Raw genomic sequence first — 14,855 nt, 5'->3', positions numbered from 1 at the left:
GGCACCGTCCTTCGAGCGTGAGGCGGGGGGTCGTGGGGTCGCGGATGCGGGTCGGCCGGTCACGACGTGCCCAGCTCGTTGTCGATGAAGTCGAAGAGGTCGTCGTCGGTGGCCAGGTCGAGACGGTCCTCGGCCGTCTCGCCGGCCGGCGGCCGCAACGTGGTGACCAGGGTCTGGAGCCGGGCGAGCAGTTCCGGACTTGGATCCGCGCCTGCGAGGGCCGCCTCCAGCAGGCCCAGTTCGGCCAGGCCGGTGGAGGCGCCCGCGGCGGCCTCGGGTGTCTCGGGGAGGAGTTCGGTGGCGAGGTGGGCCGCGATGGCCGCCGAGGTCGGGTGGTCGAAGAGCAGGGTGGCCGGGAGCCGCAGCCCCGAGGCCGCGCCGAGCCGGTTGCGCAGTTCGACGGCGGTGAGCGAGTCGAAGCCCAGGTCCAGCAGGCCTCGTTCGGCGTCCACGGAGCCGGGCCCGGAGTGTCCGAGAACGGTGGCGGCGTGGGTGCGCACCAGGTCCAGCAGGGTCCGGGTCCGCTGGGTCTCGGTCTGACCGGCGAGGGTGCGGCGCAGCGCCTCCGCCGCCTCGGGCGCGGGCGAGTCACCGGAGGCGGCGGTGCGGCGGGCAGGCGCGCGGACGAGTCCGCGCAGCAGGGCCGGTACGCCGCCCGGACCGGACTGGGCGGCGAGCGCGGCGGTGTCCAGGCGCAGGGGCAGCAGCGCGGGCTCACCGGTGGCGAGCGCGGCGTCGAACAGGCGGGCGCCCTCGTCGGGCGGGAAGGCGAGGATGCCGCCGCGGGCGATGCGCCGGAAGTCCGCCTCGTCCAGGCCGCCGCTCATGCCGCCCTTGTTGGCCCACAGGCCCCAGGCCAGTGATGCGGCGGGCAGCCCGAGCGAGCGCCGGAGCTGGGCGAGGGCGTCCAGGTAGGCGTTGGCGGCGGCGTAGTTGCCCTGCCCCATGCCGCCGAAGACGCCGGCGATGGAGGAGAACAGCACGAAGGCCGACAGGTCGGCGTCCGACGTCAGTTCGTGCAGGTTCCAGGCGGCGTCAGCCTTGGGCCGCAGCGCGGTGTCGAGCTGCTGCTGGGTCATCGCGTCGACGACGCCGTCCGCGATCACGCCCGCCGCGTGGACGACCGCCGTCAGGGGCCGGTCGGCGGGGATGCGGGCCAGCAGCGCCGCGAGCGCGTCCCGGTCGGCGGCGTCGCAGGCCACGACCTCGGCCTCGGCTCCCCGTTCCGCCAGGCCGGCGACGAGCTCTGCGGCGTCCTCGGCCGCAGGTCCGCGCCGGCTGGTGAGCAGCAGGTGCCGTACACCGTGCTCGGTGGCGAGGTGACGGGCGATCACGGCGCCGATGGCTCCCGTGCCGCCGGTGATCAGAACTGTGCCGGAGCCGAAGTCCGGGGCGTCGCGCTGTCCCGTGTCGGGGACGTGCGCGAGCCGGGCCAGGTGGACCCGGCCGTCGCGCAGCGCCAGCTGGGGTTCGCCCGTGGCGACCGCGGCGGCGAGCGCCGTGTCGGAGGCTTCGGTGCCGTCGAGGTCGACGAGGACGAACCGTCCCGGGTTCTCGGTCTGCGCCGAGCGCACCAGGCCCCAGACGGCGGCCTGGACCGGGTCCGGTGCGTCGTCGCCGGGGCCGGTGACGACCGCGTTCCGGGTGAGCAGGACGAGGGCGGCACCGCTCAGCGCCTCCTCGGCGAGCCACTCCTGGACCAGGGCGAGGGTGCGTCCGGTGACCTGGCGCACGGCCTCGGTCTGGCCCACGCCGGCCGCCGGGACCGGGGCGGCCACGAGGACGAAACCGGGCCGTACGGCCCCGTCGGAGACCTCGCGGGCGAGCCCGGCCGGGCCCGCGGCAGTGCGGGTGATGCCGTGGGCGGGCTCCTGCGCGACGAGCGCCCAGCCGTCGTCCGGGGCGACCGGTGCCGACGCGGGCGCCGTCGGCCACTCGACCCGATAGAGGTCGTCGTGGTGGCCGGAGCGGGCGGCGGCCACCTGGTCGGGCGCGACCGGACGCAGGCGCAGGGAGCCGACGTCGGCGACCGGGCGCCCCGCGGGGTCGGTGACCAGGACGGCCATCGCGTCGCGGCCCGCGGGGCGCAGCCGGATGCGCAGGGCGGTGGCGCCCGTGGCGTGCAGGCGCACTTCGTTGAAGGAAAAGGGCAGCCAGCCCTGGTCGGTGCCGTCGAGGACACCGAAGGCGAGCGCGTGCAGGGCGCTGTCCAGCAGGGCGGGGTGCAGTCCGAAGCGGGCCGCGTCGGCCCGGGTGCCGGACGGGAGTTCCGCCTCGGCGTACACCTCGTCGCCCGCGCGCCACACCGACCGCAACCCCTGGAAGGCGGGGCCGTAGCCGAAGCCGTCCTCGGCGGACTGTTCGTACAGCCCGTCCAGGGCGACGGGTACGGCGCCCTGCGGCGGCCACTCGGTGAGGGGCTCGGGCGGAGCGGCGGACGCGGCGGAGAGCAGGCCGTCGGCGTGGCGGACCCAGGGCCCGTCGGCCGGCCGGGAGTGCACGGAGAACGGGCGGGCGGCGGAGGCGTCGGGCGCGCCGACCGTGATCTGGAGGGTCACAGCGCCCCGCTCGGGCAGCACCAGCGGGGCCTGCAGAACGAGTTCGTCGATCTGGTCGCAGCCGGCCTCGTCGCCGGCCCGCAGGGCGAGTTCGAGCAGGGCGGTGGCGGGGACGAGGACGGTGCCGTAGATCCGGTGGTCGGCCAGCCAGGGGTGGGTGTGCAGCGAGATCCGGCTGGTGAACAGGTACCCGTCCGAGTCGGCGAGCGGGACGGCCGCGCCCAGCAGCGGGTGGTCGGCCGACTGGAGGCCGAGGGCGGTCGCACCGCCGGCCGGGGCGGTGGCCTCCAGCCAGTACCGCTCGCGCTGGAAGGCGTACGTGGGCAGGTCGGCCAGCCGCGCTCGGGTGCCACGGAACACGGCCGGCCAGTCCACGGCCGTACCCCGCACGCTCAGGTGACCGAGAGCGGTGGTGACGGCGTGGTCGTCGGGGCGGTCCTTGCGCAGCAGGGGCACCAGGGGTCCGGCCACGGTCGGGTCGGCCGGCTCGGGAAGGCAGTCGCGGCCCATCGCGCTGAGCGAGCCGTCCGGGCCGAGTTCGAGGTACGTCACGGCGCCTTCGGCGGCGAGGGTGCGCATGCCGTCGTGGAAGCGGACCGTCTCGCGTACGTGCCGTACCCAGTACTCGGGCGAGGTCAGCTGCTCCGTGGTGGCCAGGGTGCCGGTGACGTCGGAGACGATCGGCAGGGTGGGCGGCCGCAGGTCGAGCGAGTCGACGACCCGGCGGAACTCGTCGAGCATGTCGTCCATCAACGGGGAGTGGAAGGCGTGGCTGACCGTCAGGCGCCGCGCCTTGCCGCCTGCTGCCTGCCAGCGCTCGGCGATGTCCGTGACGGCGTCCTCGGCACCGGAGACGACGACCGAGGCGGGGCCGTTGACCGCGGCCAGGGCGACCCGGCCCGCGTGGTCGGCGAGCAGCGGCCGCACCTCCGCCTCGGAGGCGGTGAGCGCGACCATGGCGCCGCCCTCGGGCAGAGCCTGCATGAGCCGGCCCCGGGCCGCGACCAGAGCGGCTGCATCGGCCGCCGACAGAACACCCGCCACGTGGGCGGCCGAGATCTCACCGATGGAGTGACCGAACAGCAGGTCGGGCTCGACCCCCCAGTGGGCGGCCAGCCGGAACAGGGCGACGTGCACGGCGAACAGTGCGGGCTGGGTGTATTCCGTGCGGTCGAGCAGCGCCGCGTCGGGGGATCCGGCGGGTGCGAACACGATGTCCCGCAGGGGCTTTTCGAGCAGCGGGTCGAGTACGGCGCACATCTCGTCGAAGGCGTCGGCGAAGACGGGTTGGCCGGCGTAGAGTCCGGCGGCCATGCCGGGCCGCTGGCTGCCCTGGCCGGAGAACAGGAAAGCGGTCTTTCCGGTGACGGCCGTGCCGCGCAGCACGCCGGGCCCGTCCGTCCCGTGGGCGAGGGCGCGCAGCGCGCCGGTGAGCGCGGCCCGGTCCGCGCCGACGAGCACGGCGCGGTGTTCGAATGCGCCACGGGCGGTGGCCAGGGTGCGGGCGATGTCGGCGGCGGCGAGGCCGGGATGCGCGTCGAGGTGGTCGAGGAGCCGTTCGGCCTGGGCGCGCAGGGCGCCGGTGCTGCGGGCCGAGAGCAGCCAGGGCACGGCCGTGCCGGCGTCCTGTGTGCTCTTCCCTGTCTCCTCGGCCGGTTCGGCCGGCTCGGGGACGTGTTCCAGGATCGTGTGCGCGTTGGTGCCGCTCACGCCGAACGACGAGACGGCGGCCCGGCGGGGATGTCCGTTGTCCGGCCAGGCGGTGTCCTCGGTCAGCAGCGACACCGCGCCCGCCGACCAGTCGACGAACGGGGTCGGCGCGTCGACGTGGAGGGTGCGCGGCAGGACGCCGTGCCGCATGGCGAGGACCATCTTCTGCAGGCCCGCGATGCCGGCCGCGGCCTGGCTGTGGCCCATGTTGGACTTGAGCGAGCCGAGCAGCAGCGGCCGGTCGGCGGACCGTTCCTGACCGTAGGTGGCGAGCAGGGCCTGCGCCTCGATCGGGTCACCGAGCCGGGTGCCGGTGCCGTGCGCCTCCACCGCGTCCACCTCGGCGCCGGTCAGTCCGGCCGAGGCGAGCGCCTGACGGATGACGCGCTGCTGGGAAGGGCCGTTGGGGGCGGTGAGGCCGTTGCTGGCGCCGTCCTGGTTGACGGCCGAGCCCCGTACGAGGGCCAGCACCGGGTGCCCGTTGCGGCGGGCGTCCGACAGCCGCTCCAGCAGGACCAGGCCGGCGCCCTCGGCCCACGCGGTGCCGTCGGCGGCTGCGGCGAAGGGCTTGCATCGGCCGTCCGCCGCGAGGCCGCGCTGCCTGCTGAACTCGATGAACGCGTCCGGCCTGGCCATCACCGTGACGCCGCCGGCGAGGGCCAGGGAGCACTCACCGCCGCGCAGCGCCTGTGCGGCGAGGTGGACTGCGACGAGCGAGGAGGAGCACGCCGTGTCGACGGTGACCGCCGGTCCCTCCAGGCCGAACGTATAGGCGACGCGTCCCGAGGCGACGCTGCCCGCGCTGCCGATGCCGAGGTAGCCCTCGATCTCCTCGGTGGGCTGCTGGACGCGGGAGCCGTAGTCGCGGTAGCTGGAGCCGACGTAGACCCCGGAGCGGCTGCCCTTCAGGGACGTCGGGTCGATGCCGGCCCGTTCGAACGCCTCCCAGGCCAGCTCCAGCAGCAGGCGCTGCTGCGGGTCGATGGCGAGGGCCTCACGGGGCGAGATGCCGAAGAAGGCGGGGTCGAACCGGTCGGCGTCGTAGAGGAACCCGCCCTCGCGGGCGTAGGTGCGGCCGACGGCGTCCGGGTCGGGGTCGTAGAGCTCCTCCAGGTCCCAGCCGCGGTCGGTGGGGAAGGCGGAGATCGCGTCGGTGCCGTCCGACACGAGGCGCCACAGGTCCTCGGGAGTGGTGACGCCGCCCGGGAAGCGGCAGCTCATGGCGACGACGGCGATCGGGTCGTCGTCGACCGGAACGGGGACGGAAGGGGCACCGGGGGTGGCCGGCTCGGACTCCGCGCCCCACAGTTCGCTGCGGATGTGCTCGACGAGGGCGGTGACGGTCGGGTGGTCGAAGACCAGGGTCACCGACAGCCTCAGACCGGTCGCCTCGGCGAGCCGGTTGCGCAGGTCGACGGCGGTCAGGGAGTCGAAGCCGAGGTCCTTGAAGACACGGTCGGCCTCGATCACGTCGGGGTCCGGGTAACCGAGCACGCCGGCGACCTCGGTGCGCACGATGTGTTCGAGTGCGGTGAGCCGTTCGGCCGCCGGAAGGCCGGTCAGGGGGTTCGCGTCCGCGCCCGTCGTGTCGACGGTGAGGGTGCGGGCGGCGGGCAGGTCACGCAGCAGGGCGCTGGGACGCAGCGCGGTGTAGGCGGGCAGGAAGCGTTCCCAGGCGAAGGCGCACAGTACGGGCCTGGTCTCGTCGTCGGCCAGGGCCCCGCCGAGGGCGGTGAGCGCTAGGTCCGGCGGCATGGGGGGCAGGCCGTTGCGGACGAGTTGTTCACTGGCGGCGCCCGCCGCGCTGTCCCCTGCCCACAGGCCCCAGGCGACGGAGGTGGCGGGCAGGCCCCGGGCGCGCCGCTGCTCGGCGAGGGCGTCCAGGAAGGCGTTGGCGGCGGCGTAGCTGCCCTGTCCGGTACCGCCGAGAGTGCCGGCGAGCGAGGAGAACAGCACGAAGGCGGTGAGGTCCAGGTCCCGGGTGAGTTCGTCCAGGTGGAGGGCGGCATCGAGTTTGGGCCGCAGGACGGTGGCCGTCCGCTCGGGGGTGAGGGTGTCGAGGACGCCGTCGTCGAGGACGCCGGCGGTGTGCACGACGGCGGTGAGCGGACGGTCGTCCGGGACGGCGGCGATCAGTGCGGCGAGGGCGTCGCGGTCGGCGGCGTCGCAGGCCACGACCCGGGCCTCGGCGCCCAGGTCTGCGAGCTCCTGGAGCAGGGCCGCGGCGCCGGGCGTGTCGGGGCCCCGCCGGCTGGTGAGCAGCAGGTGCCGGGTGCCGTCGGAGGCGAGCCGGCGGGCGACGTGGGCGCCGAGCGCGCCGGTGCCGCCGGTGATCAGGACCGTGCCGTTGGGCGCCCAGGGCGTCGCCTCGGTCTGCGGCGCGGGGGGCGTCTGTTCGAGCCTGCGGCCGAAGGCGCCGGAGGGGCGGATGGCGATCTGGTCCTCGCCGTCGGCGCCCGCGAGGACCGCGGCCAGGCGGGCACCGCTGCGGTCGTCGGGCTCGGGCGGCAGGTCGATGAGGCCGCCCCAGCGCTCGGGGTATTCCACGCCCGCCACCGCACCCAGTCCCCAGACGGTCGCCTGGACCGGGCTGGTGAGGGTGTCGGAGCGGCCGACGGAGACCGCCCCGCTGGTCGCGCACCACAGGGGCGCCCCGATTGAGGCGTCGCCGAGTGCCTGGAGCAGGGAGGTGGTCAGAGCGAGTCCGGCCGGCAGCGACGTGCCGGTGGCGTACGGCTCCTGAGCCAGGGCGGCCAGTGACAGCAGCCCGTCGGGGGCGCCGGATTCACGCAGGGTGCGCAGGCGGGCGGTGAGAGTGTCACGGTCGGTCCCGTCGGGCGCGAGCTCCACGGTGACGGTGGTGGCACCGTGCCGGCCCAGGGCCCGCAGGACGCCCGCGGTCACGGGATGGTTCGCGGCCGCGGCAGGGACGAGCACCCACCAGGTTCCGGTGAGGTCCGGTGTGCCGGATGCCAGGGTGAGGGGCTTCCAGGCGACGCGGTGGCGCCAGCCGTCGATCGTGGTACGGCTCTGCCGGTCGCGCCACCAGTCGGCGAGCGCCGGCAGCACTCCGCCCAGGCCGGCGCGGGCCGCCTCGTCGGCCTCGGGCAGTCGCAGGGTGTCGGCGACGGCGGGCAGGTCCCGGCGTTCGACGGCGTCCCAGAACGACGCGTCCACGGGTGCCCCGGTGTGCGCGGTGGTCGTGGCCGCGGTGGTGTCGAGCCAGTACCGCTGCTGTTGGAAGGCATAGGTGGGCAGGTCGGTGTGACGGGCTCCGGTGCCCTCGAAGGCGGGCCGCCAGTCGACGGGGACGCCCCGGGCGTAGGGCTCTGCGAGCGAGGTCAGGAAGCGGTCGAGGCCGCCCGCGCCGGTCTGCAGGGTGCCGGTGACGCAGCCGGTCCCGCCCGCGGCTTCCACGTTCTGCTGGAGCCAGACGGTGAGCATGGGGTGCGGGCTCGCCTCGACGAAGGTGTCGTACCCGGCGGTGGTCAACGAGGTGACGGCCCGTTGGAATTCGACCGGTTCACGCAGGTTGCGGTACCAGTACCCGGCGTCGAGGGCCAGCGGGTCCAGCGGGCCGCCGGTGACGGTGGAGCAGAAGGCGATGTCCGTGGCGCGCGGGGTGACGTCGGCCAGCGCGTCGAGGATCTCGGTGCGCAGAGCATCCACCTGGGGCGAGTGGCCGGCGAAGGTGACGCCCGGGATGCTCCAGCTGAGCACTCCGTCCTCGGCCAGCCGTTCGCCGATCTCCTCCAGGGCCCGGGGGTCGCCGGAGAGGGTCACGGACGTGGGTCCGTTGACGGCGGCGACGGCTACGCGCTCGCTGAAGTCGCTGATGCGCTCGCGCAGTCGGTCGGCCGCCAGCGCGGCGAACAGCATCGTGCCGTGCCCGACCAGCGGGGTCAGGGCGCGGGACCGCAGGGCCACGACCTTCGCCGCGTCCTCAAGGGTCAGCGCCCCGGCGACGCAGGCCGCGGCGATCTCGCCCTGGCTGTGTCCGACGACCGCGGCGGGTTCGACGCCGTACGAGCGCCAGAGCGTGGCCAGCGACACCATCACGGAGAACAGCACGGGCTGGACCACGTCCACGCGCTCCAGCGGCGGGCTGCCGGGCTCGTCGCGCAGCACGTCGGTCAGTGACCAGTCCACGTACGGGGCCAGGGCGCGTTCGCAGTCGGCGATGCTCTGGGCGAAGACCGGCGCGCAGTCGAGGAGTTCGGTGGCCATGGTGGACCACTGGGAGCCCTGGCCGGGGAAGACGAAGACGGTGCGTCCGGGGGCGGTGGCCGTGCCCCGGACCACGGCGGAGTGGCTCCGCCCGGCGGCGAGCGCGGCCAGGCCGTCGAGGAGCCCGTCGCGTTCCGCGGCGACGACGACAGCCCGGTGCTCGAACGCGGGGCGTCCGGTCGCCAGGGTCAGGCCGATGTCGGCCGGGCGCAGTTCCGGCCGTTCGGTGGCGTGGGCGTACAGGCGCTCCGCCTGGGCGCGCAGTGCCTGTTCGGTGCGGCCCGACAGGGTCCAGGCGGTCGCGACGGGTGGTTGGCGGTCGGTGTGCCCGGCGGGTTCCTCGGCCTGCTCGACGATGACGTGTGCATTGGTGCCGCTGAGGCCGAACGACGAGACTCCGGCGCGGCGCGGGTGTCCGTCCGCCTCCCAGGGCCTGGCCCGGGTCAGGAGTTCCACCGCGCCCGCCGACCAGTCGACGTCGGGTGTGGGTTCGTCGGCGTGCAGGGTGCGGGGCAGGACGCCGTGGCGCATCGCCTGGACCATCTTGATGATGCCGGCGACACCGGCGGCCGCCTGGCTGTGGCCGATGTTGGACTTCAGGGAGCCGAGCAGCAGCGGCCGGTCGGCGGGCCGGTCCTGGCCGTAGGTGGCGAGCAGGGCCTGCGCCTCGATCGGGTCACCGAGCCGGGTGCCGGTGCCGTGGGCCTCCACGGCGTCGACCTCGGCGCCGGTCAGGCCGGCCGAGGCCAGGGCGCTGCGGATGACGCGTTGCTGGGCGAGTCCGCTGGGGGCGGTGAGGCCGTTGCTGGCGCCGTCCTGGTTGACGGCCGAGCCGCGGACGAGGGCCAGAACCGGGTGTCCGTTGCGGCGTGCGTCCGAGAGGCGTTCGAGGAGGAGCAGTCCGGCTCCTTCGGCGATGCCGAAGCCGTCCGCGCCGGCGCCGAAGGACTTGCAGCGGCCGTCCGCCGCGAGGCCTCGCTGACGGCTGAAGCCGGTGAAGGACAGCGGGGTGCCCAGCACGGTGGCGCCGCCCGCGAGGGCCAGCGTGCACTCGCCCGACCTGAGTGCCTGGGCGGCCAGGTGGACGGCGACCAGGGAGGAGGAGCAGGCGGTGTCGACGGTGACGGCCGGTCCTTCCCAGCCGAAGGTGTAGGCGAGGCGGCCGGACAGGACGCTGGTGGAGATCCCGGCGATGAGGTGGCCCTCCACCTCGTCGGGGACGGCGCCCTGTCCGCCGTAGCCCTGGTAGGCGGCGCCGGTGAAGACACCGACCTGGGTGCCGCGCAGGGTGGCGGGGTCGATGTGGGCGCGCTCCAGGGTCTCCCAGGCGATCTCCAGCAGGAGGCGCTGCTGGGGGTCCATGGCCAGGGCCTCGCGCGGCGAGATGCCGAAGAAGGCGGGGTCGAAGCGGGCCGCGTCGTGCAGGAACCCGCCGTCGGTGCTGTAGGTGGTGCCGGCCCTGTCCGGGTCGGTGTCGTAGAGTCGGTCGAGGTCCCAACCGCGGTCGGCGGGCGGTCCGGAGACGGCGTCGCGGCCCTCCTCGACCAGCCGCCACAGGTCCTCGGGGGTGCGTACGTCGCCGGGATAGCGGCAGCCCATGGCGACGACGGCGATGGGGTCGTCGGGGTCGGCGGCCACGTGGGCGGGGAGGGCCGCCGCCGGGGCGTCGGGGCCGAGCAGTTCCTCGCGCACGTGGCGGGCGAGGGCGGTGGCGCTGGCGTAGTCGAACAGGACGGTGACCGGCAGCCGCAGTCCGGTGGCGGTGTTGAGCCGGTTGCGCATCTCGACGGCGGTCAGGGAGTCGAAGCCGAGTTCGCGGAAGGCCCTGTCGGGCTGGACCGCGTCGGCGGTGTCGTGGCCCAGGACGGCGGCGGCGTGCTCGCGGACGAGATCGGTCAGCAGCCGGTCGCGCTCGGCGGGGGCGAGCGGGGTCAGCCGGTCGCGGAGGGAGGAGGTGCCGCCCTCGGTTTCGGGCAGGGGCGCGCCCTCCTCGGCGAGGGCGCGGCGCACGTCCGGCAGGTCGCCGATGAGGGGGCTGGGGCGGGCGGAGGTGAAGACGGGGGCGAAGCGGTCCCAGTCGACGGCGGTGACGAGTTCGACGGCCGGATCGTCGGCGAGGACCTGGCCGAGTGCGGTCAGCGCGGTCGCCGGCCGCATGAACGGGATGCCCCGGCCGCGCAGTTGTTCCTCGACCAGGTTGGCGGCCATGCCGGCGCCGCCCTCGGGGTCCCAGATGCCCCAGACGACCGAGGTGGCCGTGCGGCCCCTGGTCCGCCGCTGGTCGGCGAGCGCGTCGAGGTAGGCGTTGGCCGAGGCGTAGGCGCCGTGGTCGCCGCTGCCCCAGACACCGGAGATGGAGGAGAACAGCACGAACGCGTCGAGGCCGTCCCGGTCGAAGAGGGCGTCGAGGTTGGCGGCGCTGGCGACCTTGGCGTACAGGGTCTCGGCGAACTCCTCGGGGTCGGTGTCGCAGAGCGGGACCAGCAGGCCGGTGCCGGCGGCGTGCACGACTGTCGTGATCGGGCCGTCGTCGTCCTCCAGCTCCCGCACGAGTGCGGCCAGCCGGTCGCGGTCGGCGACGTCGCAGGCGGCGACCGTGACCCTGGTGCCCTCGGTCCTGAGGGCGTCGGCGAGTTCGGCCGCGCCGGGTGCCTCGATGCCCCGGCGGCCGACCAGCACCAAGTGCTCGGCGCCGCGGTCGGCCAGCCACCTGGCCAGGTGCGCGCCGACGCCACCGGTGCCGCCGGTGACCAGGACGGTGCCCCGGGCCCGCCACTCACCGCGGTCCGCGGGGGCAGCAGTACGGCTGCGTACCAGGCGCCGCACGTAGGCGCCGCCGGCGCGCAGCGCGATCTGGTCCTCGCCGTCCCAGCCGGCCAGGGCGCGGCACAGGCGGGCCGTAAAGCGTGCGTCGGGTGCCTCGGGGAGGTCGATGAGGCCGCCCCAGCGCTGCGGGTGCTCCAGGGCGGCCACCCGGCCCAGGCCCCACACCAGGTACTGGGCCGCAGCGGTGACGGCGTCGCCGCGACCGGTGGTCACCGCCCCCCGGGTGGCGCACCACAGGGGGGCCTCCAGGCCGGCGTCGCCGAGGGCCTGGATCAGGCTCAGGGTGAGCGCCGTGCCGAGCGGGAGGTGCGGGCGGTCGGGGCAGGGCCGCTGGTCCAGGCCGGTCAGGGACAGCACGCCCCGGACCGGGCCGGCCTCCTCGACGGCCCGGCGCAGCCGGCCGGCGACGTCCGCGCGGTCGGCTCGGGTGCCGGTGCCGCCGAGCACCACGGGCACCGGGGCGGCGCCCGCCTCGCGCAGGGCCTTCAGGCAGGGGTGCGCGTCGACCGCCTCCGTGGTGGCGACGAGCCAGGTGCCGTCGAGGGTGGCCGGGCGTGCGGCCGGGACGTCGGCGAGCGGGCGCCACTCGACGCGGTAGCGCCAGGAGTCGACGGTGGCCTGCTCGTCGCCGCGGGTCCGCCAGTCGGCCAGGGCGGGCAGGACTGCGGAGAGCGGGGCCTGCGGGTCGACGTCCAGGGTCGTGGCGAGCCCGGTCAGGTCCTGCTCCCGCACGCTCCTCCAGAAGGCGTCCTGCAGCGGGTCCGACGTGGCGCCTGTGCCGGGCCCGGTGTCGCCCGGTTTGCGCTGCAGCCAGTACCGGTCGCGCTGGAAGGCGTAGGTGGGCAGGCCGACCGGCCGCCTCGGCAGGCCGGCGAAGAGGGTGTTCCAGTCGGGGGCGAGGCCGCCGGTGTGGGCCTCGGCCAGGGAGAGCAGGAAGCGGTCGGGTCCGCCCTGGTCGCGGCGGAGGGTACCGACGGCGACGGCGTCGGTCTGTGCGGCCTCGGCGGTCTGGTCGATCGCCACGGTCAGCACGGGGTGCGGGCTGGACTCGACGAAGAACCGGAAGCCCTCGGCGAGCAGGGCGCGGGTGGCCTCCTCCAGCCGTACGGTCTGCCGCAGGTTGCGGTACCAGTAGTCGGCGTCCAGGGTGCCGGTGTCCTGCCAGCGCAGGTCGACGGTGGAGTAGAACGGGATCTGCCCGGTGGTGGGGCTGATGTCGGCAAGACTCTGAAGGAGCCGTTCGCGGATCTGCTCGACGTGCGTGCTGTGGGAGGCGTAGTCGACGGGGATCCGGCGGGCGCGGATGTCGGCTGCCTGGAGTTCGGCCACGATTCCGTCGACCGCTTCGGGGTCGCCGGACACCACCACCGAGGCGGGGCCGTTGACGGCGGCGACCGACAGCCGGCCCTCCCACCGCTCCAGATGAACCGTCAGCTCGTCCGGCGCGAGCGGTATCGCGGCCATGCCGCCGCGCCCGGCCAGCTCGACGAGGGCGCGGCTGCGCAGGGCGACGATCTTGGCGCCGTCCTGAAGGGACACCGCCCCGGCGACCACGGCGGCGGCGATCTCGCCCTGGCTGTGCCCGAGGACGGCGTCCGGTTCGACGCCGTGCGCCCGCCACAGTGCGGCCAGTGACACCATCACCGCGAAGAGGGCCGGCTGGACGACGTCCACGCGCTCCAACTCGGCGGCGGAGCCCAGGACTTCCGTGAGGGACCAGTCGACGTGCGGGGCGAGGGCCGCCTCGCAGGCGGCCATCCGCTCGGCGAACACCGGTGCGGCGGCGAGGAGTTCGCGGGCCATGCCGGTCCACTGGGCGCCCTGTCCGGGGAAGACGAAGGCGACCCGTCCCGAGGCGCGCACCGTGCCCTGCACCAGCCCGGCGAAGGTACCCCCGGTGGCCAGGGCGGTGAGCCCGGCCCGGAACCCGTCCGCCGAGTCGGCGACGACGACGGCGCGGTGCTCGAAGGCCGAGCGGGTGGTCGCCAGGGCCCGGGCGACGGCACCGGTGTCGACCGTGTCGTCCAGGGCCTCCAGCAGGCGCCCGGCCTGGGCCGTCAGGGCCTCTTCGGTACGGGCCGAGACGACCCACGGCACAGCAGCGAGCGGCATGCCCTGCCCGACGGGCTCGGCGTCCTCCTCCCGCGGAGCCTCCTCGACGATCACATGGGCGTTGGTGCCGCTGACCCCGAATCCGGAGACGGCGGCGCGGCGCGGCCGGTCCGCGTCGGCCGGCCAGTCCCGTGCCTCGGTCAGCAGCTCCACCGCGCCCGCCGACCAGTCCACCTGCGACGACGGGGCGTCCACGTGCAGGGTCTTCGGAAGCACCCCGTGCCGCAGCGCCTCCACCATCTTGATCACTCCGCCGACCCCGGCCGCCGCCGAGGAGTGGCCGATGTTGGACTTCAACGACCCCAGCCAGAGCGGCCGTTCACGCCGCCGCCCGTAGGTGGCGAGCAGCGCCTGCGCCTCGATCGGGTCCCCCAGCCGGGTCCCGGTGCCGTGCGCCTCGACCACGTCCACGTCACCCGCCGACAACCGGGCGTCGGCGAGCGCCGCCCGGATCACGCGCTGCTGCGCCGGACCGCTGGGCGCCGTCAGCCCGTTGCTCGCCCCGTCCTGGTTGACCGCTGTGCCCCGCACCACGGCCAGCACCCGGCGCCCGGCGGCCCGTGCGTCCGACAGCCGCTCCAGTACGAGCACGCCCAGCCCCTCGGACCAGGAGGTGCCGTCGGCGCCGTCGGCGAAGGCCTTGCAGCGGCCGTCGGGTGCCAGGGCGCGCTGGCGACTGAAGGCGACGAAGGGGTCGGGGTGGGGCATGACGGTGACGCCGCCGGCTAGGGCGAGGTCGCACTCGCCGGACCTGAGGGACCGTACCGCCAGATGCAGGGCGACCAGCGAGGACGAACAGGCCGTGTCCACGGTCACCGCCGGCCCCTCCAGACCGAGCGTGTAGGAGACGCGGCCGGAGATCACGCTGCCCGCGGTGCCGGCGTGCAGGAGTCCCTGGACGTCGGGCCGGTCGCGGGAGTCGTCGCCGTAGTCATTGGTCATGGCGCCGATGAACACGCCGGTGGGGCTGGAGCGCAGGGAGGCGGGATCCATGCCGGCGCGCTCCAGCGCCTCCCAGGAGGCCTCCAGCAAGAGCCGCTGCTGTGGGTCCGTGGCCAGCGCCTCGCGCGGCGATATCCCGAAGAAGCCCGCGTCGAACTCCCCGGCCTCGTGCAGGAATCCGCCGTGCCGGGTGTAGGAGGTGCCGGGGCGGTCGGGGTCGGGGTCGTAGAGGGCGGAGGTGTCCCAGCCTCGGTCGGTGGGCCACTCGGAGATGGCGTCCCGGCCCTCGGCGACCAGGTCCCACAGTCGTTCGGGGGTGTCGGCGCCGCCGGGGTAGCGGCAGCTGGTGGCCACGATCGCGATGGGCTCGTGCCGGGCGTCCTCGGCCTCGCGCAGTTCGCGTCGCGCCTCGCCGAGGTCCGCGGTGGCCCGCCTGAGGTAGTCGAGGAGTTTCTGTTCGTCAGGCATGGTGGCGGCGCT

At 75.2% G+C, this 14,855-nt stretch carries 1 protein-coding gene; it reads right to left on the bottom strand.

The genetic code is table 11. The features are described 5' to 3' along the window. Nucleotides 1–59: 59 nt before the first annotated feature. A complete protein-coding gene (locus AB0N07_RS25495; RefSeq protein ID WP_365838776.1) occupies nt 60–14,843 on the bottom strand; it encodes a type I polyketide synthase in 14,784 nt (4,927 codons plus the stop codon). Between the last annotated feature and the right edge of the window lie 12 nt (nt 14,844–14,855).

It is taken from the genome of Streptomyces sp. NPDC051172, from assembly GCF_040682555.1.
Taxonomy (GTDB): domain Bacteria; phylum Actinomycetota; class Actinomycetes; order Streptomycetales; family Streptomycetaceae; genus Streptomyces.
The sequence above is the reverse complement of the archived record's forward strand: the minus strand, read 5'-3'. Positions and strand labels throughout refer to the sequence as shown.